The 24,907-nt window shown below is 71.8% G+C and carries 20 protein-coding genes and 1 tRNA gene; 13 read left to right on the top strand and 8 right to left on the bottom strand.

All coding sequences use genetic code 11. The annotated features are described in order from the left end of the window. Positions 1-5: 5 nt before the first annotated feature. Positions 6-2,582, bottom strand: a complete 2,577-nt coding sequence (locus tag ACIRQF_RS35415) for an ABC transporter permease (protein ID WP_376637010.1) — start codon at positions 2,580-2,582, stop codon at positions 6-8. After that, positions 2,579-3,367: an ABC transporter ATP-binding protein gene (locus ACIRQF_RS35410; protein ID WP_404098777.1), complete on the bottom strand. Its 789-nt coding sequence runs from the start codon at positions 3,365-3,367 to the stop codon at positions 2,579-2,581. Before ACIRQF_RS35410 ends, ACIRQF_RS35415 begins: the two co-directional genes overlap by 4 nt. 288 nt (positions 3,368-3,655) lie before the next feature. Between ACIRQF_RS35410 and ACIRQF_RS35405 the strand changes: the two genes are divergently transcribed. Continuing rightward, a complete protein-coding gene (locus ACIRQF_RS35405) occupies positions 3,656-5,518 on the top strand; it encodes an MFS transporter (protein ID WP_404098842.1) in 1,863 nt (620 codons plus the stop codon). 6 nt (positions 5,519-5,524) lie between these two features. Here ACIRQF_RS35405 and ACIRQF_RS35400 read toward each other — a convergent pair whose 3' ends face one another. The 4 genes from ACIRQF_RS35400 to ACIRQF_RS35385 all read right to left on the bottom strand — a co-directional run bounded on the left by ACIRQF_RS35400 (position 5,525) and on the right by ACIRQF_RS35385 (position 10,547). Continuing rightward, positions 5,525-6,391, bottom strand: coding sequence for a cellulose-binding protein (locus tag ACIRQF_RS35400; protein ID WP_404098775.1), 867 nt, complete (start codon positions 6,389-6,391; stop codon positions 5,525-5,527). A 75-nt stretch (positions 6,392-6,466) separates the two neighbouring features. Then, on the bottom strand, positions 6,467-6,559 hold the full coding sequence (locus ACIRQF_RS35395) for a DivIVA domain-containing protein (protein ID WP_404098772.1): 93 nt from the start codon (positions 6,557-6,559) through the stop codon (positions 6,467-6,469). A gap of 132 nt (positions 6,560-6,691) precedes the next feature. Beyond that, positions 6,692-9,538: an SUKH-4 family immunity protein gene (locus tag ACIRQF_RS35390; protein ID WP_404098770.1), complete on the bottom strand. Its 2,847-nt coding sequence runs from the start codon at positions 9,536-9,538 to the stop codon at positions 6,692-6,694. Positions 9,539-9,545: 7 nt separating this feature from the next. Further along, positions 9,546-10,547, bottom strand: coding sequence for an SMI1/KNR4 family protein (locus ACIRQF_RS35385; RefSeq protein WP_376637014.1), 1,002 nt, complete (start codon positions 10,545-10,547; stop codon positions 9,546-9,548). Between the two features lie 281 nt (positions 10,548-10,828). On the opposite strand from ACIRQF_RS35385, the gene ACIRQF_RS35380 reads away from it, so the two are divergent. Beyond that, positions 10,829-11,368, top strand: a complete 540-nt coding sequence (locus ACIRQF_RS35380; RefSeq protein ID WP_376637015.1) for a YwqJ-related putative deaminase — start codon at positions 10,829-10,831, stop codon at positions 11,366-11,368. A gap of 7 nt (positions 11,369-11,375) precedes the next feature. Then, a complete protein-coding gene (locus ACIRQF_RS35375) occupies positions 11,376-11,876 on the top strand; it encodes an SUKH-3 domain-containing protein (protein ID WP_404098766.1) in 501 nt (166 codons plus the stop codon). A 14-nt stretch (positions 11,877-11,890) separates the two neighbouring features. Here ACIRQF_RS35375 and ACIRQF_RS35370 read toward each other — a convergent pair whose 3' ends face one another. After that, a complete protein-coding gene (locus tag ACIRQF_RS35370; protein WP_404098763.1) occupies positions 11,891-13,273 on the bottom strand; it encodes a sensor histidine kinase in 1,383 nt (460 codons plus the stop codon). Between the two features lie 153 nt (positions 13,274-13,426). Here ACIRQF_RS35370 and ACIRQF_RS35365 point away from each other — a divergent pair, with 153 nt between their 5' ends. The 8 genes from ACIRQF_RS35365 to ACIRQF_RS35330 all read left to right on the top strand — a co-directional run bounded on the left by ACIRQF_RS35365 (position 13,427) and on the right by ACIRQF_RS35330 (position 20,068). Next, complete coding sequence (locus tag ACIRQF_RS35365; RefSeq protein WP_404098760.1) at positions 13,427-14,299, top strand: hypothetical protein; 873 nt, start codon at positions 13,427-13,429, stop codon at positions 14,297-14,299. A 24-nt stretch (positions 14,300-14,323) separates the two neighbouring features. Then, positions 14,324-14,395 (top strand) — tRNA-Gln (locus ACIRQF_RS35360). A 111-nt stretch (positions 14,396-14,506) separates the two neighbouring features. Beyond that, positions 14,507-15,952 carry a bifunctional UDP-N-acetylglucosamine diphosphorylase/glucosamine-1-phosphate N-acetyltransferase GlmU gene (gene glmU, locus ACIRQF_RS35355; RefSeq protein WP_404098757.1) on the top strand — a complete coding sequence of 482 codons (1,446 nt, stop codon included), beginning with the start codon at positions 14,507-14,509 and terminating at the stop codon, positions 15,950-15,952. 120 nt (positions 15,953-16,072) lie between these two features. Beyond that, entirely contained in the window at positions 16,073-17,047 is a 975-nt protein-coding gene (locus tag ACIRQF_RS35350) for a ribose-phosphate diphosphokinase (protein WP_376637020.1), read from the top strand. A 362-nt stretch (positions 17,048-17,409) separates the two neighbouring features. Next, positions 17,410-18,006, top strand: a complete 597-nt coding sequence (locus ACIRQF_RS35345; protein ID WP_376637021.1) for a 50S ribosomal protein L25/general stress protein Ctc — start codon at positions 17,410-17,412, stop codon at positions 18,004-18,006. A 102-nt stretch (positions 18,007-18,108) separates the two neighbouring features. Continuing rightward, on the top strand, positions 18,109-18,705 hold the full coding sequence (pth, locus tag ACIRQF_RS35340) for an aminoacyl-tRNA hydrolase (RefSeq protein WP_376637022.1): 597 nt from the start codon (positions 18,109-18,111) through the stop codon (positions 18,703-18,705). A 45-nt stretch (positions 18,706-18,750) separates the two neighbouring features. Then, the gene (locus ACIRQF_RS35335) at positions 18,751-19,194 is read left to right on the top strand and encodes a hypothetical protein (RefSeq protein ID WP_376637023.1); all 444 of its coding nucleotides are present in this window, start codon (positions 18,751-18,753) and stop codon (positions 19,192-19,194) included. A 133-nt stretch (positions 19,195-19,327) separates the two neighbouring features. Next, on the top strand, positions 19,328-20,068 hold the full coding sequence (locus tag ACIRQF_RS35330) for an LPXTG cell wall anchor domain-containing protein (RefSeq protein WP_376637024.1): 741 nt from the start codon (positions 19,328-19,330) through the stop codon (positions 20,066-20,068). Positions 20,069-20,145: 77 nt separating this feature from the next. Here ACIRQF_RS35330 and ppc read toward each other — a convergent pair whose 3' ends face one another. After that, a complete protein-coding gene (ppc, locus tag ACIRQF_RS35325) occupies positions 20,146-22,875 on the bottom strand; it encodes a phosphoenolpyruvate carboxylase (RefSeq protein ID WP_376637025.1) in 2,730 nt (909 codons plus the stop codon). Between the two features lie 236 nt (positions 22,876-23,111). Here ppc and ACIRQF_RS35320 point away from each other — a divergent pair, with 236 nt between their 5' ends. After that, the gene (locus tag ACIRQF_RS35320) at positions 23,112-24,095 is read left to right on the top strand and encodes an acyl-CoA desaturase (protein WP_376637026.1); all 984 of its coding nucleotides are present in this window, start codon (positions 23,112-23,114) and stop codon (positions 24,093-24,095) included. After that, on the top strand, positions 24,095-24,772 hold the full coding sequence (locus ACIRQF_RS35315; RefSeq protein WP_376637113.1) for a TetR/AcrR family transcriptional regulator: 678 nt from the start codon (positions 24,095-24,097) through the stop codon (positions 24,770-24,772). Before ACIRQF_RS35320 ends, ACIRQF_RS35315 begins: the two co-directional genes overlap by 1 nt. The last annotated feature ends 135 nt before the right edge of the window (positions 24,773-24,907 follow it).

The following is a 24,907-nucleotide window of genomic DNA, read 5'->3' as shown; positions in this document are numbered from 1 at the left end:
GCGCGCTAGTCCGTCGCGATCGCGTTCAGGACGTTCATGCGGCCCGCCCTGAAGGCCGGGATCAGGGCCGCGAAGAGGCCCACGAAGGCCGAGCCGACGAAGACCGCGACGATCGTCGGCCAGGGGATCTCCAGGACCTCCAGGCCCTCCAGGGCGAGGAGCTTCTGGGCCGCGGTGCCCCAGCCCAGGCCCAGGCCGAGGCCGAGGAGGGCGCCGAAGAGGGCGATGACCACGGACTCCAGACGGATCATGCGGCGCAGCTGCCGGCGCGAGAGGCCGATGGCGCGCATGAGGCCGATCTCGCGGGTCCGCTCGACGACCGACAGGGCGAGGGTGTTCACCACGCCCAGGATCGCGACGACGATCGCGAGGGCGAGCAGCCCGTAGACGATGTTCAGGAGCTGCCCGACCTGGTCCTTCAGGTCCTGCTTGTAGTCGGCCTGGTCGGCGACCTTGTACTGCGGGTACGGCTTCAGGGCGTCCTTGAGGGCCTGGTACGCGGCGGTCTCCTGGCCGTCCTTCGCCGTGGCGAAGACGATCATGCTCCTGGGCATCTTCTCCGCCGGCAGGTAGCGCTCGGCCGTCGTGATGTTCGTGTACATCACGCCCTTGTCGATGTTGTTCGCGTCGGAGGTGATCGCCGCGACCCGCAGCGTGGCCGTGCGGCCGCCCTGGAAGGCGACGGTGAGGCGGTCGCCGACCTTGACGCGGTGCTCGGCGGCGTAGTCGCTCCCGACCGACATGGCCCCCGGCCCGTACGCGTCCGGCAGGGTGCCCGCCGTGGTGTCGCGGCGCACGTCCTTCGCGTAGGAGGGGTCGGCGGCGACCAGCCCGGTCTTCTTCCCGGCCTTGCCGTGCGGGTCGGTGACGGTGACCTCGACCCACTTGTACTCGGTGACGTGGTCCAGGCCCGGCGCCTTCTCGACCGCCGCCTGGGCCTGCGGCACGACCGGCTGCCCGTTGGTGGACTGCACGATGAAGTCGGCGCCGACGGACCGGTCGAGCTCCTCGGTCGCCGAGGCGACCATCGAGGAGCCGACCACCGACAGGCAGGCGACCAGCGCGAGGCCGATCATCAGGGCGGCGCCGGTGGCGCCCGTACGGCGCGGATTGCGCAGCGCGTTGCGTTCGGCCATCCGGCCGACGGGGCCGAAGACCCGCAGGACGACGACGCCGAGGACCCGGACGACCGCCCCGGCGAGCAGCGGGCCGACGACGACGAAGCCGAGGAGGCTGAGGACGACGCCGAGGCCGAGCCAGAGCGAGCCCGCACCGGCCTCGTCGGCCCGGGTCGCGGTCCACAGCGCCCCCGCGCCGGCCGCGGTCAGCAGCAGCCCCAGGGCGCCGCGGACGAGGCCCGCCCTGCCGTCGGCGGGGGTGCCGGCGTCGCGCAGGGCGGCCATCGGGGAGACCTTGCCGGCCCGGCGGGCGGGCACGAAGGCGGCGACGACGGTGACGACGACGCCGAGGACGAGGCCGACGACCGGGGTGGTCCACCGGACCGTGAGGTCCTCCGTGGACAGCTGCATGCCGATCGAGGACATGATCTGCATCAGGCCTACGGCGAGACCCACGCCCGCCGCGACACCGGCGACGGAGCCGACGACGCCGAGCAGCAGCGCCTCGACGAGGACGGAGCGGTTGATCTGGCGGCGGCTCGACCCGATGGCCCGCATGAGGCCGATCTCGCGGGTCCGCTGGGCGACCAGCATGGAGAAGGTGTTGACGATGAGGAAGATGCCGACGAGGAAGGCGATCCCGGCGAAGCCGAGCATCGCGTACTTCATGACGTCGAGGAATCCGGCGACGTCCTCGCGGCCCGCGTCGGCGGCCTCGGCGGCGGTCTGCAGCTTGTAGGCGGAGCCGATCTCGGCGGCGATGCCCGCCTTCAGCCTCTCGTCGCTGACACCGGACGCCGCGTCCACGTTGACGTGGGTGAACAGCCCTTCCTTGCCGAGGAGTTCACGCTGGGCGGTGGCGGTGTCGAAGTAGACGAGGGTGGCGCCGGGGTTCGTGACCTTGAAGTCGACGATGCCGGAGATCCTCGCCGTGAAGTCACCGGTGACGGCGATGGTGCGCAGCTCGTCACCGATCTTCAGATGGTGCTTCTCGGCGGTGCCGCCGTCGACCATGACCTCGGTGGGACCGCGCGGTTCGTGGCCGGAGGCGATCTCCATCGAACGCAGCTCGGTGGCCGCCCAGTTGGCGGCGATGGTGGGCGCGCCGGAGGTGGGTCCGACGTTCTCGTCCCGCGCGTCGACGACGGTCACGCTCATGGACAGGACCTGCCCCTGCGCGGCCTTGACGCCGGAGACGCCCCTGACCTGGTCGACGAGCGCGGCGGGCAGCGTCTCGGGGCGCCCGTTCTGCGGGATCTCGTCGTCCTCGGTGGCACCCCTGGGGCTGATGGTGACGTCGGATGCGGTGGAGGCGAAGAGCTTGTCGAAGGTGGTGTTCATGGTGTCGCTGAACACCAGGGTGCCGCTGACGAAGGCGACGGAGAGCAGGACGGCGACGGCGGACAGCGCCATGCGGCCCTTGTGCGCGAGGAAGTTGCGCAGCGAGGTCTTGAGGACGGTCATGAGGTCCGCCCCCGGGCGTCGAAGTCCTTCATGCGGTCCAGGACCTGGTCGGCAGTGGGCGCGTGCATCTCGTCGACGATCCGGCCGTCGGCGAGGTAGAGGACGCGGTCGGCGTAGGAGGCGGCGACGGGGTCGTGGGTGACCATGACGATGGTCTGGCCGAGCTCGTCGACGGACTGGCGCAGGAAGCCGAGCACTTCGGCGCCGGCGCGGGAGTCGAGGTTTCCGGTCGGCTCGTCACCGAAGATGATCTCGGGGCGGGCGGCGAGCGCGCGGGCCACGGCGACACGCTGCTGCTGGCCGCCGGACAGCTGGGTGGGCCGGTGCTTGAGGCGCTCGCCCAGACCGACGGTCTCGACGACCCGCTGCAGCCAGGCGGCGTCCGGCTTGCGGCCGGCGATGTCCATGGGCAGCGTGATGTTCTCCAGCGCGTTGAGCGTGGGGAGCAGGTTGAAGGCCTGGAAGATGAACCCGATGCGGTCGCGCCGCAGTCGGGTGAGCTTCTTGTCCTTCAGGCGGGTGATCTCGGTCTCGTCGAGGAAGATCTGACCGCCGCTGACGGTGTCGAGCCCGGCGAGGCAGTGCATGAGCGTGGACTTGCCGGAGCCGGACGGCCCCATGATGGCGGTGAACCGCCCGCGGGCGATGTCCACGTCGACGTGGTCGAGCGCGACGACCCGGGTCTCCCCGGAGCCGTACGCCTTGACGACCTGCCGCGCCCGTGCGGCGACGGCCGTTCCCTCTCCCGTATCCCCGTGCCTGGGGATGGTCACAGCCGAAGTCACGGTATGTCTCCTATGCGTGGGATGTATTGCTACGGCGTCTTCTTGGTGCGCGTGCGGTGGCGCATTCGAGTCTGGTCGGGGGCGGGGGCCTCGGCACTGGTGCCAGGCGCACTCTTCGCCCTGGGGTTATCCGTAAGACCAAGTTAAGGACGGCCGGACCCCCCTCTCGTCCTCCGCCGGGACGAGCGGCCCCTGGACCGTATGAGGGAGGACCCCCTAGGGGTTCCTCCACCCTGGGTACGGGTGAGAGGCTGACCCGGGCGCACTTAGATGTACGAAGCATCCGTCATGGCGCGGGGCGGGCGGGGAAAGGGGCCGGCGGTGTCCGAGGCGACCACGGGACGGGCGGCCGCGCCGCCGGAGGCGGACGGCACCCGGCGCGGGCCGGTCGTCGCCGCGCTGATGCTGGGGATGGCGCTGGCCGCGCTCGACGGCACGATCGTCTCCACCGCCGTCCCCCAGATCGTCGGCGACCTCGGCGGACTCTCGGTCTTCTCCTGGCTGTTCTCCGGCTATCTGCTCGCCGTCACCGTGACCCTGCCGGTGTACGGAAAGCTCAGCGACACCTTCGGCCGCAAGCCCGTCCTGATCGCCGGCATCATCCTCTTCCTCGTCGGCTCCGTGCTGTGCGCCTCGGCCTGGGACATGGCCTCGCTCATCGCCTTCCGCGTCGTCCAGGGCCTCGGCGGCGGCGCCCTCCAGGGCACCGTCCAGACCATCGCCGCCGACCTCTACCCCCTGAAGGAACGCCCCCGCATCCAGGCCCGCCTCTCCTCGGTCTGGGCCACCTCCGCCGTCGCGGGCCCGGCAGCGGGCGGCCTGCTCGCCGGCTACGCGGACTGGCGCTGGATCTTCCTGGTCAACCTCCCGGTGGGAGCGGCCGCCCTGTGGCTGATCGCGCGCTACCTGGTCGAGCCGGGGGTGGCGCCGGCGACGCGAACGGGGCGGGGGACAGGGACGGGGACACGGACGGGGACGGAAGCAGGAGCGGCAGGGGACGGGGCGGGCGCGGTACGGGACGGGGCGGGCGCCGTAGGGGACGGGGCAGGCCGGGACGGGGCCGGCGCCGTACGGACGAAGGCCCACGCACAACCGACGGACGCCCTAGGGGACGGGGCCTGGGCCGGCCGCGACGAGGCCGGCGCCGTACGGGCGAAGGCCGACGCACTACCGGACGGGGCCGGGGTACCGAAGGCCCGGCGGGTGTCGGTCGACTGGGCGGGGGCGCTCGGGGTGTTCGCGTCCGGCGCCCTCCTCCTGACCGCGCTCGTACAGGGCGGCGTCGCCTGGCCCTGGCTCTCGGCGCCGTCACTCGGTCTGTTCGGCGGGGCGGCGCTGCTCGCCGGTGTCACGGTGCTCGTCGAACGGCGGGCCGCCGAGCCGATCATCCCCGGCTGGGTGTGGCGCCGCCGCACCATCGCCGCCGTCAACCTGGCGCTCGGCGCGCTCGGTCTGCTGATGGTCGCGCCGACCGTCTTCCTGCCCACGTACGCCCAGGCCGTCCTCGGCCTCGGCCCGATCGCGGCCGGGTTCGTGCTCTCCGCGATGACCCTGAGCTGGCCGGTCACGGCCGCCCTCTCCAACCGGGTCTACACCCGCATCGGCTTCCGGCAGACGGCCGTGCTCGGCATGGGCCTCGCGCTCCTGGTCCTGCTCGCGTTCCCGCTGCTGCCGTTCCCGGGCGAACCGTGGCAGCCGGCGCTGCTGATGCTGCTGCTCGGCGGGGCCCTGGGCTTCTTCCAGCTGCCGCTGATCGTCGGGGTCCAGTCGACCGTCCCGTACGAGGAACGGGGCACGACGACCGCGTCGGTGCTGTTCGTCCGGCAGGTCGGCCAGAGCGTCGGCGCGGCACTGTTCGGCGCGATCGCCAACGGCGTGCTGGCCGCGCGGGTCGGCGACGGCAAGGGCGACCTGGACGGCCTGTTGCGCGCCCTGGAGACCCCCGGCGCGCTGACCGGCCCGGCCGCCGACCATCTGCGGCGCGCGGTCGACGCGGCCGTCGACTACGTCTACCTGGGCGCGGCCGGCGCCGCCGCCCTCGCCCTGATCGTCCTGCTCACGATCGCCCCGCGCCGCTTCCCGGTCCTCAAGGAGCTGAAGGACCCCCAGGAGCAGGAGGAGGAAGAGCAGACCGCCGACGCCGCGGGGTGAGGACTCCTAGTCGTCCCGATCGGCGGCGGGCCCCGCCGCGCCGCGCGAGCCCTCGGAGCCGTCGGGGCCGTCCGAGCCGCCGGACTCCCCCACGTCCCCGGCGCCCCCGCCACCCCCGGCGCCCCCGCCACGCCCCGAGCCCTCCGCCCCGCCGGGGCCGTCGGCCGGAGTCCCCGGGTCCTGGCCGGTCACGCGACCCGTGAGGGCGGCGAGGGAGGAGCGGATGTGTTCCATGTGGGAGTGGATCTCGTCGCGGGCCTCGTCGTGCTCGCGGCGCACCCGGTCCGTCTCGCGTTCGATCCGCTCCTGCTTCAGGCGGGCCTCCGCGAGGAGGTCGGCCGCCCGTGCCTCCGCGTCCTCCTGGCCGTGACGGGCCGTCTCCTCCGTTCTCGCCAGCGCCCTCTGCGCCTCCGCGAGCCGGGCCTCGGCCGCCGTGATCCGCTCCTGGTGGCGGGCGTCCAGTTCGGCGGACGCGGTGTCGGCCGCGCGTTCGGCCTCGTCCCGTGCGGTCCGCTGCTCCTCGCGCTGCCCGGCGAGGAGCGCCGCCGCGCGCCGCTCGGTCTCCTCGAAGCGCTCGCGGGCCGCGTCGGCGACGCCCTCCGCGTCGCGGCGGGCGATCGTGCCGAGCTCCTCGGCCCGCGCCCGGGCCTCCTCCAGGACCGACCTGGCCGACGCTTCCGCCGCCGACCGGACGCCCTCCGCGTACGCCCGGGCCGCCTCCTCGGCCTCGCGGGCCGCCGCCTCGGCCGCCTCCACGAGCGCCTGCGCCTCCGCCTCGGCGACGCGGACGAGCCGCTCGTCCTCCTGCTCGGCCAGTGCCAGGATCTTCTGCGCGGCCTCGCCCAGGGACTCGTAACGCTGCGGGGCGAGCACGGCGACCGCCTCGCGCAGCCGGGCCGCCTCCGCCTCGCTCTCCTCGGCCAGGACCTGCAGACGCGCCGCCCGCCCCTAGGCGTCGTCGCGCTCCGCGGTGAGCGCCGCGAGATGGCGGTCGACCTGCTCGGGGCGGTATCCACGCCCGCGTCCGACGGAGAAACTCATCCCTGACGCCCCTTCGTATCCTTATGTCCTCAAACATCAAGGATGCGCCATGGGAACAGACAAAAGGCGCCCGACGTGAACACACATCGAGCGCCTTTGGTCACATTGCGCTTATGGAGCGGGCCCTTCCGGCTACAGCAGCCCGTCCCACATCTGCTCGAGCAGCACCGACCACCAGTTCTCCGGCGACGACAGCGCGGCCGGGTCCAGCATCGCCAACTGCGCCTGGAAATCAGCCGTCCAGCGCCCCGCCTGCTCCGGGTTCAGCCCGAACCGCAGCCGCCACATCCGCCCGAGCAGCGCCAGGCAGCGCACGAACTCCGGCAGCCCGGTGTTCACGAACTGCGGCGGCACCGACTGCCCGCCCGGACCCGACTCCACCGGCACGGCCACGATGTTCGCCGTCCCGTACTGGACACAGATCGCGCGGCCGAAGTCCGAACCCAGCACCAGGTACGAACTCGCGTCCGCCGCGGGCTGCACCTGCCGCTGACCCGCCAGCTCCGCCAGCGTCGGCACCACCGGCATCGCCGGCTGCGCCCAGAAGAACGGACCGAAGTCCGCCGGCAGACCCGCCCACATCAGCGTGACCGCCACCAACTCCGGCACGCCCTGCCGGGACACCGCGCGCTGGTCGAAGCGCAGGATGCCCGGACCGAACGCCCCGGCCAGCTCCTGCGCCACCCCGTCCGGCGGCAGCGGCGGCGCCGGCTGCACCTGCGGCAGCGGCGCCCGCACCGGCGCGGGCCGCGCCGGGCCGTCCGCCACCTGGTGCAGCTCACCCTGGTGCGTCAGCAGTTGACGCATCCCCTGCTGACGGCCCGCGTGATCCCGCCCGTACGGCGCGATGTTGGTGATCCGCGCCTGCGGCCAGGTCTCCCGGATCATCCGCGCGCAGTAACCGCCCGGCAGCTCACAGGACTCCAGCTCCGTGTGCAGCTCCAGCACCTGCTGCGGCGGCACGTTCATCGCGCGCAGCTCGTGCAGGATCTGCCACTCGGGGTGCGGAGTGCCCGGCGCGGAGCGGCGGATGATCTGCTGCTCCGAACCGTCGGGCGCGCGATAGCGCAGCACGGCCTGGTAGCCGGGACCGACCGTCGGCTGACCCGTCGGCTGCGGCTGCGGGTACCCGTACGCGGGCGCCTGCCCCTGTACGGGCGCGGGCGCCGGCCCCGGCGGCGGGGGCGGCCCGGCCGGACCGGGCTGCGCCAGCATCGTCGCCGCGTGCGCCACACCGGCCGCCGGCGTACCGCCGCCCGGCACACCCGGCGGCGGAGGCGGAGGCGGCGGAGCCCCCGGACCGCTCTGACCCGGGTGCGCCAGCATCGTCGCGGCGTGCGCCACCCCGCCCGCGGGCGTACCACCGCCACCGGGCGCACCCGGCGGAGGCGGAGGCGGCAGCGGGGTACCGGGACCGCCCTGGCTCGGGTGCGCGAGCATCGTCGCGGCCTGGTGAACGGCGGGCGGAGGCGTCGCCGAAGGCGGCGCCGGCGGACCGGGAGGACCGGGCGGCGTCGGCGCGGGAGGCCCCGGCGGACCGGGCGGTGTGGGCGCGGGCGGCCCGGGCGGGGCCGGCGGACCGTCGGGCAGCTGCGACACCAACTGCGTCCGCACGTAGCCCCCGGCGGGCGGCGGCGTGGCCGCCTTGCTCGTCGCGGCATCGGCGATGTCACCCGCCGAAGCCGGCACGCCCGGCGGCGGAGGCGGCGTCTGCGCGCCGCCCCGCCCGAACGTCCCGTCGTTGTTCAGACGCGGCGCGATGGCCGTCGCCGGCAGCGCGCTCCCGCCCTTCATCAGCGCGGTGGGCGCATCCGCCCCCACCGACGGCGGCGGCGTGTCCTCGTCGTCCGCCCCCGAGAGGGGCGGCGCGAACACGGTCGCCGGCAACGGCACGGCACCCTCGGCCCCGCCGGCACTCGCGTTCGCGTCCGCCCACGGACTCTGCGCCGGGACACCGTCGTTGGCGGTGGGCTCGTAAGCCGGGGGCGGGGTCGCGGCGGAAGACGATGCCGCGGGGGCGGCCGGCGTCGCCGGGGCGGCCGGGGTCGCGGGGGCGGCCGGGGTCGCAGGGGCGGCCGGGGTCGCAGGGGCGGCCGGGGTCGCGGGGGCGGCCGGGGTCGCGGGGACCGCGAAGTCCACCGGGCCGGACGCCGGCGGAACGGCACCGGAAGCAGACGCGCCGGCCGAGCCCTCAGGCGCACCGGCCGCCCCGGCACCGGAAGCAGCAGAAGCAGCAGAAGCACCGGAAACCTCACCGGAAGCGGCAGCGGCCGACGCGGACGCGCCCGGAACGGCGCCCGGAACGGCGTCCGGCGCAGCCGCCCACGGCGAGGCCGACACCTCGCCCGACGCCCCGGAAGCAGCGTCCGGGACACCCGCCCCGGAAGCACCCGGCGCGCTCTCCCCCGCCGAGGACCCGGACGACACCCCGCCCGACCCCCCGGAACCGGCACCACCGGCGGCCGGCTCGACCGCCGCCGGCACACCCGCACCCGCCTCCACCGGCGACGCGGGCGAAGCGGGCGCCACCGGCGCCGGCGCGGCCGACACCGCCTCCGCGGACGCCGACGCCGCCGCCTGCGACGCGTTCGACTCCACCGGCGGAAGACCGATCTTGTCCGCCGCCTCCTGCAGCCACTCCGGCGGGCTCAGCAGGAACGACGTCTGATTCAGATCGACCCGGGCCGCCTGCGCCGGAACCGCCGCGGCCGGCTCCGCGACAGCGCCGTACTCCTCCTCGTAACGGCGGATCACCTCACCCACCGGCAACCCCGGCCACAACGTCGCCTCGCCGCTGTCCCGAGCGATGACCAGACGCAGCCGATCCCCGTCCGGGGTCGGCGCCTCCTCCCGGTCCTCCGCCCAGACCACGAACCCGAGCCCGAACTCCCGCACCCGCACCTCACGGTGCAGATACGCCGGCACATCGCCGTTGATCCACTCCTCGGCGCGCTCCTGCGCCTGCGCGAACGTCACCACAGCCAGTTCACTCCCCTACCGGGACCACGGGCACGGCACGCGCGAAGCCGCCGTCCACCATCAGGTTCGCCACCGTCTCCAGCTCCGGCGGACTGCCCGCGAGACGCTGCAGGAACTCGTCGAAGTCCCCACCGCACGGCAGCAGCAACCGCTCCACCCGCTCGTTGACCGTCCAGCCGGCCGCCACCTCGCCGCCGTCCCGCGCGTCGTCGTACGCGCAGAACCACACCGAACCGACCGCCGCGCCCCGCACCTTCACCGCGAGCAGACCACCCTGCACGAACGCCACCCCCAGGTAGTCCTTCGTCAGGTGGTCCCGCAGACACTTGTTCACATAGACGAGGTCGTTGATCCCCGCCTCCTCACGCAGCGTGAAGAACGGCTGGTCCACCAGCAGCCCCAGCTCCGCGTCCAGCGCCGTGCCCACCGGAGCGGCACCGCCCGCCGCCTTCAGGAAGGAGCGGTACGCGCCCGGCAGGCGGTAGCCCAGATCCTCCTCCACGCCCTGCACCTGCTGCTCCGACACCGAGACCACACGCTTCGGCAGCCCGAAGTGCACCGGCCGGGTCTCCTGCAGCGGGCGCGTACCCCGCTTCGACGGGTCCACCGAACGCGCCGTCGCCACCCCACCGTGATGCCGCAACAGCGCCTTCACCTCGACCGGGACCAGCTCCAGACGCCGCGAATGAGCCACGTGGTGCCACGTCCAGCCGTGCGGCGTCGCCACCGCCGGAATCGTGTCCCACAACTCGTGCCCCGTCGCGGCCAGCGCCGCGTTCGCCGACACGTAGTCCGTCAGACGCAGTTCGTCGACGCCGAAACCCTCCGGCGGATCGGCGATCTCCGCCGCCGCCCGCGCGTACGGAGAGAAATCCGGGTAGCCGCGCTCGTCCACCCGCACCCCTCGGGGATGACGGGAGGCCCGGACCGGATCCGGGAAGTGCACGACCTGACCGGCGTACGCCGCGTTCGGCGGCGCGGTGTCCTGGCCGAGCCGACCTGTCGTCATGGCGGTTGCCCCCTGAGTGGCTGCTGGCTGCTTCTGCCTGTGGCTTCTACTGGCTGGTGGTCCGCACAGCCTATGCGCTGCCACAAGCCCCCGACCCGGCCCGCCCCGGCCTGACCCCGCCACCCCACCCCTGGTGACCAACTGTCACGACGGCATGACAGCAACGCCATGGTTCCGACACACCGAAAGCACGTTTCCGCGCCCCAGCTTCCCCATCGGGCACCGCGTTTGGCAGGCTGTTCCCGCAACTCGGGGGATTGCAGGAGGGGAAGAACCGCACCATGCACGCAAGCGCAACACCAGCACCAACGCCCACGCAGGGTGACCCACGCCTCAGCTGGGGCAGCGCCGCCGACACCCACCGCGCCCCCTTACTGCGCCACCGCCGCGACGGCATCCTGCCCACCGTCGGCGCGGCCCTGTCCGTCCGCGGCGAGACACTCACCTGCACCGCCGCGCGCGGCGACCTGCCGCCCACCCTTCACCCGCTCGTCCAGGACTTCCTCGACACCCTCACAAGCGGCCAGCGCGAACGCTTCACCGGACGCTGCCCCGAAGCCATCCTGCTCTCCCGGCACCTCACCGCCGCCGAGAACGCCCGCTCCAAACGCGCCCAGCGCAAACCGCTCACCCACAGCGAAGCCCGCCGCTCCCTGAAGCAGGCCAAACTCACCGCACGCCGCATCCGCGAGGACGGAGACCCCCTCCACGGCAGCTACGCCGCCCCCTGCCGCTCCTGTACGGCGATGCTCGCGCACTTCGGGGTCCGCACCGTCGACCCCACCGCCGGCACCACCGCCGCCACCGCCCAGAACGGCTGACCCGCCCATGCCCGACCTGAACAGCACCCGATTCCCGGTCAACATCGACGCCGCCCTCCGCGAGGCCGGCTGGCAACCCGGCCGCTGGGACATACAGCTCGCCGAACACTGGGCCGACCTCCTGCGCGCCCACGTCTCACCCGCCGGCCACCGGCACAGCGTGTTCCCCGCAGTCGTCGAGGCCTGGGCCGAATTCGGCGGCCTGCGCGTCACCGCCCCCGGCCACGGACGCCAGATAGCCCCCGCGACCGTCCGCATCGACCCCCTCGCCGGCCTCCACCTCGCCCGCACCCTCGGCGACCTCGGCCGCGCCCTCGACACCGAACTCGCCCCCCTCGGAGAGGAGGGCGAGGAAAGCGGACAGCGCGCCGTCCTCGCCATGGACGCCGAAGGCCGCGTCTACAGCATCGACCACACCGGCGACTGGTTCCTCGGCCGCGACATCGACACCGCCCTCGCCACCCTGGTCACCGGCACCCAGCCGACCCGACTCGTCGCCGAGGCCTGACGACGCCGGGGGGCCTACGAGACCGCCGTCACCGGCAGCACCGCACTCACCCGGAAACCCCCCGCGTCCGTCGGACCCGACACGAACACCCCGCCCAGCCGGGTCACCCGCTCCCGCATCCCCACCAGCCCGTTCCCCCCGCTCGGCAGATGCGCGTCCGCGGCCGTCGCGTCCGACGGACCGTTCTCCACCTGCATCGCGACCTCCGCCCCACGATGCGCGAGACGCACCACCACCTCGGCACCCGCCGCATGCTTGTGGACGTTCGTCAACGCCTCCTGGACCACCCGGTACGCCGTCCGCTCGACATCCGCGCCGTACGCCCGGACCTCACCCATGACCACGAACTCCACCACGGCACCCGCCTGACGCGACTGCTCGACCAACGCCTCCAGGGCGTCCAGACACGGCCCGGCACCCTCGGACCCGCCCACCGCGGCCGCCTCCGCAGCCGCAGCCGCCGCCCGGCCCACCGCCGCCAACGGCACCACGGAAGACCCCACCGAACCCTCCGGACCCGGACCTGACACGCCCGCCGGACCTGCCACACCCGCCGGAGAAGGCTCCTCCCGCAGCACCCCCAACATCTCCCGCAGCTCCGTCAGAGCCTGCCGGCCCATGTCCCCCACCAGCGCCGCGTTCTTCACCGCCTTCTGCGGATCCTTCAACGCCACCGCCTGCAACGCCGCCGCATGCACCACCATCAACGACACCCGGTGCGCCACCACGTCATGCATCTCCCGCGCGATCCGCCGCCGCTCCTCCTGCCGCGCCCACTGCGCCCGCTGCTCCGCACGGTCCGCGAGCAACGACAGCTCCTGCTCCAGACTGTCCGCCCGCTCCCGCAACGACTCCATGAGCCGGCGGCGCGCCCCTATGTAGAGGCCGAACAGCAACGGCGGGGCATTGAGCCCCAAGGTCATGAAGAGCGACACGACCGGCACGTACCAGGTGCTCGGATCGAAGTCCGGCTGCCCCGCGTCCGCCTGCGCGACGTCCTGGCGCATCCGCACCACCGTCACGATGTACACCGCGACCGTCGACATACCGGCCAGCGCGGCCGTGAACCGCCGGGGCACCTCGGACGCCGCCAGCGAATACAGGCCGACGATCCCCATCAGGAAGCCCATCTCGGCCGGCGTGACGGCGATCGACACCAGCACGACCGTGATCGGCCACCTTCGCCGCACCAGCAGCACGGACCCCACCAGCAGCCCGAACAACACCCCCAGCGGCACCGGCAACGACGCCTGCTGCGCGAAGCCCACCCCTTCGAGCCCGCACTCCAGTGCGGACAGGACGCCCAGCGTCACATCCAGCACCACACTGCGCCGTCTTCCCCACCACCACCAGGTACGCGGCGCCACCGCGTCCCGCCCTGCCCCCGTTGTGGTCATGCCTTCCACCCTACGGGCGAGGGCCACCGATTTTCCCGCCTCCCACGGGCCCCGGAGCGCCGCCCGTCAACCCGCGCGCACGCCAGTCCCTCGAACTGTTGAATCGACAGGGTTTTCGACACGGGTGTCCGCATTCCGAACGAAAGTGTCCCCATGACACACGAGACGCCGGAAACCAGCCGGTACGCCGACTTCGAAGGCCTGCGCGCGCAGGCCGTCGCCTTACGCCGCGAGGGCCTCAGCCTCCGCCAGATCCGCGACCGCCTGCAGATCTACAACAACGACCTCCTCCACCGCCTCGTCAAGGGCGAGCCCGCGCCGGACTGGACAAAGCGCCCCAACGCCAAGGACGACCTCCGCGCCCGCGCCCGCGAGCTACGCCTGGAGGGCAGGACCTACGACCAGATCCAGGTCGAGCTGGGCTGCTCGAAGAGCTCGATCTCGCTCTGGGTACGGGACCTGCCGAAGCCGGAGCGCCGCGATCCGTCCGAGCAGGCGAGGATCGCCGCCCGGAAACGCTGGGAGCACGAGTCGGCCGTGCGCGACGCGCGACGCCGGAGCACCAAGACAGCCGCGGCCCTGGAGATCGGCTCACTCTCCGACCGTGAACTCCTGCTCGTGGGGACCGCTCTCTACTGGGCGGAAGGCGCGAAGGACAAGCCGTACTCGCGCCGGGAGAACGTCCAGTTCGTGAACAGCGACCCCGGCGTCATTCAGCTCTACCTGGCCTGGCTGCGCCTCCTGCGGATCGAGCCGGAACGACTGGCGTTCCGGCTCATGATCCACGCGACGGCGGATGTCGAAGGTGCGCTGCGCTACTGGGCCGATCTCGTCGGTGTCGATCCGAGCGCCTTCCGGAAGACCACGATCAAAACGCACAACCCGAAGACGATCCGGAAGAACGTCGGCCCCGACTATCGGGGGTGCCTCGTCATCCGCGTCTCGCAAGGCGCCGAGCTTTACCGTCGCATCGAGGGCTGGTGGTGCGGCATAGTAGGTGCCGTCGACTCGATCAGCACGACCTAATGTCCGATTTGGTCGACTTTGCTATCCCCTGTGGTGTAATCGGCAGCACTGGGACCTTTGGAGTCCTATGTCCGGGTTCGAGTCCTGGCAGGGGAGCCTGGCGACGAAGGGTCCCGACCTGGGAGGTCGGGACCCTTACTCATGTCCCCCCTGGCACCCCCCGGTATCCTTCGGAAGTCCACCACCCGAAAGCCGAAGGGCATTCCCGTGAGCGCCAACCGCCCGGCAGCCGTCGTCGTCCTCGCAGCGGGTGAGGGCACCCGCATGAAGTCGAAGACCCCCAAGGTCCTGCACGAGATCGCCGGACGTTCGCTCGTCGGGCACGTCGTGTCCGCCGCTCGCGAGCTGGAGCCCGAGGACCTGGTCGTGGTCGTGGGGCATGCGCGGGAGCAGGTGAAGGGTCACCTCGACGCGCATTACGCGGGGACGCGGACCGCGGTGCAGGAGGAGCAGAACGGGACCGGGCACGCGGTGCGGATGGCGCTGCGGGAGCTGGGGCGGGCGCCCGAGGGGACCGTGGTCGTCGTGTGTGGCGACACTCCGCTGCTGTCGGGGGAGACGCTGCGGGCGCTGGCCGGCACGCATGTGGGTGACGGGAACGCGGTGACGGTGCTGACGGCCGAGGTGCCGGACTCGACCGGTTACGGGCGGATCGTGCGCGATGCGTCGGGTGCGGTGACGGCGATCGTGGAGCACAAGGACGCGTCGGACGGGCAGCGGGCGATCAGGGAGATCAACTCCGGGGTGTTCGCGTTCGACGGGGTGCTGCTGGCGGATGCGCTGGGCAAGCTGCGGACGGACAACAGCCAGGGCGAGGAGTACCTCACCGATGTGCTGTCGATTCTTCGTGAGGCGGGGCACCGGGTGGGTGCGTCGGTGGCGGCGGATCACCGGGAGATCCTGGGGATCAACAACCGGGTGCAGCTGGCGGAGGCTCGTGCGCTGTTGAACGAGCGCCTGCTGGAGCGGGCGATGCTCGCGGGTGTGACGGTGGTGGATCCGGCGTCGACGTTCGTGGATGTGACGGTGACGTTCGAGCCGGACGTGACGGTGCTGCCGAACACGTTGCTGTCGGGTGCCACGCATCTGAGTGAGGATTCTGTCGTGGGGCCGAATTCTCGCCTCGCGGACACGACGGTGGGGCGTGGGGCGCGGGTCGACAACACGGTGGCGGATTCGGCCGTGGTGGGCGAGGGCGCTTCGGTGGGGCCGTACGCGTATCTGCGTCCGGGGACGGTTCTCGGTGCGAAGGCCAAGGCGGGTACGTACGTCGAGATGAAGAACGCGCAGATCGGTGAGGGTACGAAGGTCCCTCATCTGTCGTATGTGGGTGACGCGACGATCGGCGAGTACACCAACATCGGTGCGGCGAGTGTTTTCGTGAACTACGACGGTGAGGCGAAGCACCACACGACGGTGGGCTCACACTGCAAGACGGGTTCGGACAACATGTTTGTGGCTCCCGTCACCATCGGGGACGGTGCCTATACGGCTGCGGGGTCCGTCATCACGAAGGACGTGCCGGCCGGCGCGCTGGCCGTCGCCCGTGGCCAGCAGCGGAATATCGAGGGTTGGGTGGCTCGTAAGCGGCCGGGTAGTTCCGCTGCGCAGGCTGCTCAGACGGCGTCCGGGAAGGCTTCTGCCGAAGACTGACCGGAAACGGGTACGTCGAACTCGGCGTACCGTGATACGTGCACACAAATTCGGCTGGCTCGCACGCGCGCACGGGAGCGCGGGATTCGCGGCCAGAGAAACCGTCGAGGAGACAGTGCTGTGACCGGGATCAAGACGACCGGCGAGAAGAAGCTCATGCTCTTCTCCGGCCGCGCCCACCCCGAGCTGGCCGAGGAGGTCGCGCACCAGCTGGGCGTCGGGATCGTTCCGACCAAGGCGTTCGACTTCGCCAACGGTGAGATCTACGTTCGGTTCCAGGAGTCCGCTCGCGGCGCGGACTGCTTCCTGATCCAGAGCCACACGGCTCCGATCAACAAGTGGATCATGGAGCAGCTGATCATGCTCGATGCTCTGAAGCGGGCTTCGGCCCGGAGCATCACCGTGATCATTCCGTCGTACGGCTATGCCCGTCAGGACAAGAAGCACCGTGGCCGTGAGCCGATCTCGGCCCGTCTGGTCGCCGATCTGCTGAAGACGGCGGGTGCGGACCGGATCCTGACCGTGGATCTGCACACGGACCAGATCCAGGGCTTCTTCGACGGTCCGGTGGACCACCTGTCGGCGCTGCCGGTGCTGGCGGACTACGTGGGTGCGAAGGTCGACCGTACGAAGCTGACGATCGTGTCTCCGGACGCGGGTCGGGTGCGGGTGGCGGACCGTTGGTGCGACCGTCTGGACGCGCCGCTGGCGATCGTGCACAAGCGTCGTGACAAGGACGTCGCCAACCAGGTGACGGTCCACGAGGTCGTGGGTGACGTGAAGGGCCGTGTGTGTGTCCTGGTGGACGACATGGTCGACACGGCGGGCACGATCTGCGCGGCTGCGGACGCGCTGTTCGCGCACGGTGCGGAGGACGTCATCGTGACGGCGACGCACGGCATCCTGTCCGGTCCGGCCGCGGACCGGCTGAAGAACTCGAAGGTGAGCGAGTTCGTGTTCACGGACACGCTGCCGGACCCGAGCTCGCTGGAGCTCGACAAGATCACGGTGCTGTCGATCGCTCCGACGATCGCGCGCGCGGTGCGTGAGGTGTTCGAGGACGGTTCGGTGACGAGCCTGTTCGAGGAGCACTGAGCCTCGGCCGACGTGCCGGTGTCGTGAGGGCCGTCTCCCCCTGGGGAGGCGGCCCTTCCGCGTGTCCTGTGGGGGTTGGGTCCGGATCGGGCCGGCGGGGGCTGGTGGGGCCGTGTCCGCAGGGGCGGTGGGCGCGTACCGGCGGGGCTGGTGGGCCCGTGCCGGCGGTGGCGGTGTGATCCATTTGGGCGGTCCGGAGGGGTCCGGCTAGACTGTCGTGGTTGCTCGGCGAGGGAGGCCGTGCCCGTGCGCAGGACGCACCGGGTGCCGGCGGTCCGTTATCGACGCGCTCTTCGTAGCAGGCCCACGCCAGTCGGGGCCGGGTGACAGTCGCCATCGTCACCACATTACGAGGAGTGCACATGTCCGAGGTGAAGCTCACCGCGTCGATCCGTACCGAGTTCGGCAAGGGTGCCGCCCGCAAGATCCGCCGCGACGCGCAGATCCCCGCCGTGCTCTACGGCCACGGCACGGACCCGGTCCACCTGACCCTCCCGGGCCACGACACCGCCATGGCGCTGCGTACCCCGAACGTCCTGCTGTCCCTGGACATCGAGGGCAAGGGCTCCGAGCTCGCCATCCCGAAGGCCGCCCAGCGTGACCCGCTGAAGGGCTTCCTGGAGCACGTCGACCTGCTCCTGGTCAAGCGTGGCGAGAAGGTCACCGTCGAGGTGCCGGTCGTCGCCGAGGGCGAGCTGGCCGCCGGTGGCAACCTGCTCGAGCACGTTCTGAACACCCTTTCGGTCGAGGCCGAGGCCACCCACCTGCCGGAGTCCGTGACGGTCTCCGTCGAGGGCCTGGAGGCCGGTGCCTCCGTCCTGGCGCAGGACATCGACCTGCCGAAGGGCATCTCCCTGGTGACCGAGGGCGACGCCGTCGTCCTGCAGGTCCTGGCCGCGCAGGCCGAGGAGCCGGCCGCCGAGGGCGAGACCGAGGCCGCCGAGGGCGCCGAGGCCTGAGCCGTAGGCTCTGCCTGACGTGACGGGGTGACGGGCCCACGGGCCCGTCACCCCGTTTCTTTCTGTCCCGAGCACGTGCGGATACGAGGAGACGAGACGCAGATGACGGACGACGCGAACGCCCCCTGGCTGATCGTCGGCCTCGGTAATCCGGGTCCGGAGTACGTGGGCAACCGGCACAACGTGGGCTTCATGGTGGCGGACCTGCTGGCCGAGCGGATGGGCGGCAAGTTCAAGCGGGCGCAGAAGGCGCAGGCGCAGGTGGTGGAGGGTCGGCTGGGTGCGCCGGGTCCGGCGAACCGCCGGGTGGTGCTGGCGAAGCCGATGTCGTACATGAATCTGTCGGGCGGGCCGGTGACGGCGTTGCGGGACTTCTACAAGGTGCCGACGGCGCATGTGGTGGCGGTCCATGACGAGCTGGACATCGACTACGGGGTGCTGCGGCTGAAGGTCGGTGGCGGTGACAACGGGCACAACGGTCTGAAGTCGATGACGAAGGCGATGGGGGCGGAGTACCACCGGCTGCGGTTCGGCATCGGGCGTCCGCCGGGTCGGATGCAGGTGGCCGATTTCGTTCTGAAGGACTTCTCGTCGACGGAGCGCAAGGAGCTCGACTATTTCGTGGACCGGGCGGCCGACGCGGTGGAGTGCCTGGTGACGGAGGGCCTGGAGCGGGCGCAGTCGGCGTACAACTCGTAGCGCGACTCCTGGCGGCTTTGCCGTACGACTGTACGATCGCGGGTCATGACGCACGTCCGTAACGCCGCCGTGGCCCTGGTCGTCCTGCTGCTTCTCGTGGGGGGCGCGTGGTCGTCCTGGGAGACGGCCCAGCATGTCCTGTTGCCGAAGGGGCGTGAGCACGGCACGTTGACGGTGACGGGCTGCAACGAGGAGACGTGCAGCGGCCGTTACACGCCGGATTCCGCGGGGTCCTCGCACCACACGCTGACGATCGGGCATTCGGTGGCGGCGGAGAAGGGCGAGACGCTGCCGGTGGTGGTGAAGCCGGGTACGGAGGAGGCGGTCCGTGCGGGCTGGGGCGGCGGTCTGCACGCGTGGCTTCCGCTGGGCGGGGCGCTGTTGCTGGCGGCGCCGCTGGTGGGTGGCGGGCTGCGGTTGGTGCGGACGGCGTGGGGGTTCGCGGCTGCGGGGGCGGCGGTTCTGCTGGGTGCGTTCTTCGCGCTCTGAGCGTTATCGGACAGAGTGACCTGGTCCCTTCGAATCGTTATCTCCCTTTGGGTTAAGTGCTACGCAGAGCGACGGATAGGCTGCCTCCGCCACTCCCCACGGCATCCCTCATCCCACAGATGGACGACTGCACATGCGACGTTCCCTGATTTCCGCCGGCGCGCTCGTCGCGGCCGTTGCGGGCTCTCTCGTGCTGGCGCCGGCCGCCTCGGCCACCGGCAAGCCGCACGGCGACAACGGCACCGTGAAGATCCACGACGCCGAGACCGGCGAAGAGCTGAAGAAGAACGAGCCCAAGGTCTGCGAGTTCTACCTGGTCTCCTTCGGCTTCGACGCCGCGCAGAAGGTCCAGTGGCACATCGAGGCGTGGGCCAACAACGACCAGGACAAGGGCACCACGGTCAAGGAGGGCACGCTCGTCCTCGACGGCAAGGGCCACGAGCGCACCGAGGACATGACCCTCCCGAACGGCCAGTACAAGCTGTTCTGGAACTTCGAGGGCGAGAACGGCCGCGCGAAGCACAAGGTCTTCAAGACCGACTGCGAGCCCGGTGAGGAGAACCCGGGCACGCCGACGGGCACCCCGTCGGGCACCCCGTCCGGGACGCCGTCGGGCACGCCGTCCGGCACCCCCTCCGGAACGCCGTCCGGTACCCCCGGCACCTCCGAGTCGCCCTCCGCCTCCGGCTCCCCCACCACGCCCGGCGCCACCACGGTCCCCGGCGACAAGGGCGGTGACGACGGCGGTTCCGAGGGCAACCTCGCCGAGACCGGTTCCAGCGCCCCCGTCGGCTTCCTCGCGGCCGCGGCCGTCGCGCTCGCGGGCGCCGGTGCCTTCCTGGTGATGCGCCGCCGCAAGGCCCAGCAGCACTGACGCAGCGCCTGAACGACGACGGTGCCCCCGCCGGAGCCTGGCTCCGGCGGGGGCACCGTCGTTCGTGCGGAAGGGGGTCAGCCGGTGTTGCGCAGACCCGCCGCCACGCCGTTCACCGTGAGCAGCAGCGCGCGGGAGAGCAGCGGGTCGGCCTCTTCGCCGCGTTCGGCCGCGGCGCGCTGGCGGTGCAGCAGGGCGACCTGGAGGTAGGAGATCGGGTCCAGGTAGGCGTCGCGGATGGAGAAGGTCTGCTGGAGGACCGGGTTGGAGTCGAGCAGTTCCTGGCCGCCCGTCACCTTGAGGACTTCCTGGACGGTCAGCCGGTGCTCGGCCTCGATGGTCTCGAAGACGTGCTTGAGCTCGTCGGGCACGAGGGTGTCGACGTAGTGGCGGGCGATCCGCAGGTCGGTCTTGGCCAGCGTCATCTCGACGTTGGAGAGGAAGTTGCGGAAGAAGCCCCAGCGCTCGTACATCTCGCCGAGGACGGCGTCGAGGCCGGCCTCGCGCAGCGCCTTGAGGCCGGAGCCGACGCCGAACCAGCCGGGGACGATCTGGCGGGACTGGGTCCAGCCGAACACCCACGGGATGGCGCGCAGTCCGTCGAGCCCGGCGCCGGAGTCGGGGCGGCGCGAGGGGCGGGAGCCCAGGTGCAGGTCGGCGAGCTGGTCGACCGGCGTGGAGGCGAAGAAGTACGCGGGCAGGTCGGGGTCCTCGACCAAGCGCCGGTACGCGGAGTGGGCGGCCTCGGAGACGGTGTCCATGGCCGCGTCCCAGCGGGCGAGGGCCTCGTCGGACTGGCGGGGCGCGGTGTGCAGGGCGGAGGCCTGCAGGGTGGCCGCGACGGTCAGTTCGAGGTTCTCCCGGGCCAGGGAGGGGATCAGGTACTTGTCGGAGATGACCTCGCCCTGCTCGGTCACCTTGATCTCGCCCTCCAGGGTGCCCCAGGGCTGGGCGAGGATCGCGTCGTGCGAGGGGCCGCCGCCGCGGCCGACGGTGCCGCCGCGGCCGTGGAAGAGGCGCAGGCGGACGCCGTAGCGGTGGGCGACGTCGCGGAGCCGGCGCTGGGCGCGGTGGATCTCCCACTGGGAGGTGGTGATGCCGCCGAACTTCGAGGAGTCGGAGTAGCCGAGCATGACCTCCTGGACGTCGCCGCGCAGCGAGACGAGGCGTCGGTAGGAGGGGTCGGCCAGCATGTCGTTGAGGATGACGTCGGCGGCCTTGAGCTCGTCGGTGGTCTCCAGGAGCGGCACGATGCCGATCTCGGCCCAGCCGGCGTGCAGGTCGACGAGGCCGGCCTCGCGGGCGAGGACGGTGGCGGCGAAGACGTCGTCGGCGCCCTGGCACATCGAGATGATGTACGACTCGATGACCTCGGGGCCGAAGACCTCGAGGGCCCGCTTGACGGTCCGGAAGACGCCGAGGGTCTTCTGGCCGGCGGCGTCCAGCGGCGCGGGGGTCGGCGCGAGCGGGCGGCGGGAGCGCAGTTCCTTGGCGAGCAGCTTCTGCCGGTAGTCGCGCGGCATGTCGGCGTAGCGCCAGGACTCCTCGCCGAGCCGGTCGAAGAGCTGGCCGAGGGCGTGGTGGTGGGCGTCGGCGTGCTCGCGGACGTCCATGGTGGCGAGCTGGAGGCCGAAGGCGGCGAGGGTGCGGATGGTGCGGTCCATCCGGCCGTCGGCGAACAGGGCGCCGCGGTGCTCGCGCAGCGAGGTCTGGATCAGGGTGAGGTCGCGGAGCAGTTCGGCGGTGCCGAGGTAGTCGCGGCCTTCCTGGTGCGGGGTGCCCTTGGCGAGGCGCTCGCGGGTGTTGAGGAGCTTCTGCCGGACGCAGGTGACCTTGAGCCGGTAGGGCTCCTCGGCGTTGAGGCGCTTGTAGCGGGGGCTGATCTCGGGGAGCCGCTCCAGGTCGGCCTGGAGGGACTCCAGGAGTTCCTCGGTGGCGCCGGCGTAGCGGATGGAGTTGGAGAGCAGTCCGCGCAGGTAGTCGACGAGTTCGAGGGCGTCGGTGATGCCGTGCTCGTGCTGGAGGATCAGTACGTCCCAGGTGACCTGCGGGGTGACGTTGGGGTTGCCGTCGCGGTCACCGCCGATCCAGGTGCCGAAGGTGAGCGGGCGGGTGCCGGCGGGCAGCTCGTAGCCGACGCGCTCCAGTTCGGCGGCGAGGTCCTCCAGGACGTCGCCGACGGCGTTGCCGTGCAGCTCGTCGAGGTAGTAGATGGCGTTGCGGGCCTCGTCGGCCGGCTCGGGCCGGACGACGCGCAGCTCGTCGGTCTGCCAGATGAGGTCGATGTTCTCGGCGAGCCGGAGGTCGTGGCGGCGCCGGTCGGCCTCGATGACGGGGGTCTCCAGGAGGACGGCGATCCGGCGGAGCTTGTTGAGCACGGAGCGGCGTGCGGCCTCGGTGGGGTGGGCGGTGAAGACCGGCCGGACGTTGAGATTCTTGATCGTCTCGCGGACGTGCGCGGGGTCGCCGTCCTTGAGCATGTCGGCGGTGCGGGCGAGCAGACCGCCTTCGGCGGCCCGCCTCTCGCGCATCTCGCGGCCTCGGTGCACCTGCTCGGTGACGTTGGCGAGGTGGAAGTAGGTGGAGAACGCCCGTACCAGCCGGCCGGCGGTCTCGAGTTCGACTCCGCGCAGCAGCTCGGCGGCGGCCTCGCCGTCCTCACGGGTGAGGCTGCGGACCTTCTCGACGAGTTCCAGGAGCTCCGGGCCCTCCTGGCGGACGAGGGTCTCGCCGAGGAGATCGCCCAGTCGGCGGATGTCGGAGCGCAGCTCGGCGCTGGCGGTGGAGGTCTGGTCGGCACTGCTCACAGGTGCGGCTCCTTGCAGTGTTTGAGCACGTCTGGAGGGGTACTGCAGGCTTGCGGACCGCGCTGTCCGACGCACCCAGGATAGGTGTCCGTCTTCCCGGCACGGCGAACGCCCCGCCTTTGGCGCTCTTGCCGCGGGCCGCGGCGCTGCCATACTTACGTCGCCGTAGGTTACGGGACCGTAGCCTCGGCCTTCTTTCCGCACGCACCCCCACCCTCACCCCCCAGGGGACACCCATGACCACAAGCCCCGAGGTGACCTCGGAGTCCGAGGTGCTCGACACCGCCCAGGCCCTGCCCTCCGCCACGCTGGGCGGGGACAACAAGCGTTCGATCGAGCAGATCACGCTGCTGCTGTTCATCACGGTGCCCTTCCTCGCCCTGGTCGCGGCGGTGCCGCTGGCCTGGGGGTGGGGGGTGAGCTGGCTGGATCTGGGGCTGATGACGGCGATGTACTTCATCGGCTGCCACGGCATCACGATCGGTTTCCACCGCTACTTCACGCACGGTTCCTTCAAGGCGAAGCGCCCGCTGCGGATCGCGCTGGCGGTCATGGGTTCGCTGGCCGTGGAGGGGCCGCTGGTGCGCTGGGTGGCGGACCACCGCAAGCACCACAAGTTCTCCGACGCGGAGGGCGACCCGCATTCGCCGTGGCGGTTCGGCGAGACGGTCCCGGCGCTGATGAAGGGCCTGTGGTGGGCGCACATCGGCTGGATGTTCGACGAGGAGCAGACGCCGCAGCACAAGTACGCGCCGGACCTGATCAACGATCCGGCGATCCGGGCGATCTCCCGCCAGTTCGTGCTGTGGACGGTCCTGTCGCTGGCGATCCCTCCGGTGATCGGCGGTCTGGTGACGATGTCGTGGTGGGGGGCGTTCACGGCCTTCTTCTGGGGCTCGCTGGTGCGGGTCGCCCTGCTGCACCACGTCACCTGGTCGATCAACTCGATCTGCCACGCGGTCGGCAAGCGTCCTTTCAAGTCGCGGGACCGTTCGGGCAACGTGTGGTGGCTCGCGGTGCTGTCCTGCGGGGAGTCCTGGCACAACCTGCACCACGCGGACCCGACCTCGGCCCGGCACGGTGTCCTCAAGGGGCAGGTCGACTCCAGTGCGCGGCTGATCCGCTGGTTCGAGCAGCTGGGCTGGGCGCACGACGTGCGCTGGCCGGCGCAGGCGCGGATCGACGCCCGGCGCCGGGATGCGGCCGCCGACGCGGCATGATGGAGGATGTGGCGATCGACGGCGGTTCCCCGAGCACGAGCGAGCAGAAGCCCAGGCGTGGCCGGCGGGTGAGGATGACGGGCGCGGAGCGCCGTGAACAGCTCCTCGACATCGGTCGCACGCTCTTCGCGGAGAAGGGCTTCGAGGGCACCTCGGTCGAGGAGATCGCGGCGAAGGCGGGGGTCTCCAAGCCGGTGGTGTACGAGCACTTCGGCGGCAAGGAGGGCCTGTACGCGGTCGTGGTGGACCGGGAGATGCGTCAGCTGCTGGACATGGTCACCGGTGCGCTGACGGCGGGCCACCCGCGGGAGCTGCTGGAGCAGGCGGCGTTCGCCCTGCTCGACTACATCGAGCGCTACACGGACGGTTTCCGCATCCTGGTCCGCGATTCGCCGGTCGCGCAGTCCACGGGCACCTTCGCGTCGCTGATCAGCGACATCGCCACGCAGGTGGAGGACATCCTGGGGCTGGAGTTCAAGGCCCGCGGGTTCGATCCGAAGCTGGCGCCGCTGTACGCGCAGGCGCTGGTGGGCAGTGTGGCGCTGACGGGCCAGTGGTGGCTGGACGTGCGCAAGCCGAAGAAGGCCGAGGTGGCGGCGCATCTGGTGAACCTGGCCTGGCACGGCCTGGACGGTCTGGAGCAGAAGCCCCGGCTGATAGGGCACCGCAAGAGCTGAACCCCGGGGGCGGGGGGGGGGGCCCCCCCCCCCCCCCCCCACCACACCCCCCCCCCCCCCCCCCCCCCCCCCCGCGCGCCCCCGGCAAACGGGGTCAGCGGCCCGGGGGCGGCGCGGGGGGGGGCCCCCAACCCC

Origin of the sequence: Streptomyces sp. NPDC101191, from assembly GCF_044767915.1 — a bacterium.
GTDB lineage: Bacteria > Actinomycetota > Actinomycetes > Streptomycetales > Streptomycetaceae > Streptomyces.
The sequence above is the reverse complement of the archived record's forward strand: the minus strand, read 5'-3'. Positions and strand labels throughout refer to the sequence as shown.

Excerpts from the sequence above, each read along its gene's own strand:
- ACIRQF_RS35415 (WP_376637010.1), bottom strand. The coding sequence starts at position 2,582 with ATGACCGTCCTCAAGACCTCGCTGCGCAACTTCCTCGCGCACAAGGGC.
- ACIRQF_RS35405 (WP_404098842.1), top strand. The coding sequence starts at position 3,656 with ATGGCGCGGGGCGGGCGGGGAAAGGGGCCGGCGGTGTCCGAGGCGACC.
- ACIRQF_RS35395 (WP_404098772.1), bottom strand. The coding sequence starts at position 6,559 with ATGAGTTTCTCCGTCGGACGCGGGCGTGGATACCGCCCCGAGCAGGTC.
- ACIRQF_RS35385 (WP_376637014.1), bottom strand. The coding sequence starts at position 10,547 with ATGACGACAGGTCGGCTCGGCCAGGACACCGCGCCGCCGAACGCGGCG.
- ACIRQF_RS35380 (WP_376637015.1), top strand. The coding sequence starts at position 10,829 with ATGCACGCAAGCGCAACACCAGCACCAACGCCCACGCAGGGTGACCCA.
- ACIRQF_RS35375 (WP_404098766.1), top strand. The coding sequence starts at position 11,376 with ATGCCCGACCTGAACAGCACCCGATTCCCGGTCAACATCGACGCCGCC.
- ACIRQF_RS35370 (WP_404098763.1), bottom strand. The coding sequence starts at position 13,273 with ATGACCACAACGGGGGCAGGGCGGGACGCGGTGGCGCCGCGTACCTGG.
- ACIRQF_RS35365 (WP_404098760.1), top strand. The coding sequence starts at position 13,427 with ATGACACACGAGACGCCGGAAACCAGCCGGTACGCCGACTTCGAAGGC.
- ACIRQF_RS35345 (WP_376637021.1), top strand. The coding sequence starts at position 17,410 with ATGTCCGAGGTGAAGCTCACCGCGTCGATCCGTACCGAGTTCGGCAAG.
- pth (WP_376637022.1), top strand. The coding sequence starts at position 18,109 with ATGACGGACGACGCGAACGCCCCCTGGCTGATCGTCGGCCTCGGTAAT.
- ACIRQF_RS35335 (WP_376637023.1), top strand. The coding sequence starts at position 18,751 with ATGACGCACGTCCGTAACGCCGCCGTGGCCCTGGTCGTCCTGCTGCTT.
- ACIRQF_RS35330 (WP_376637024.1), top strand. The coding sequence starts at position 19,328 with ATGCGACGTTCCCTGATTTCCGCCGGCGCGCTCGTCGCGGCCGTTGCG.
- ACIRQF_RS35320 (WP_376637026.1), top strand. The coding sequence starts at position 23,112 with ATGACCACAAGCCCCGAGGTGACCTCGGAGTCCGAGGTGCTCGACACC.
- ACIRQF_RS35315 (WP_376637113.1), top strand. The coding sequence starts at position 24,095 with ATGGAGGATGTGGCGATCGACGGCGGTTCCCCGAGCACGAGCGAGCAG.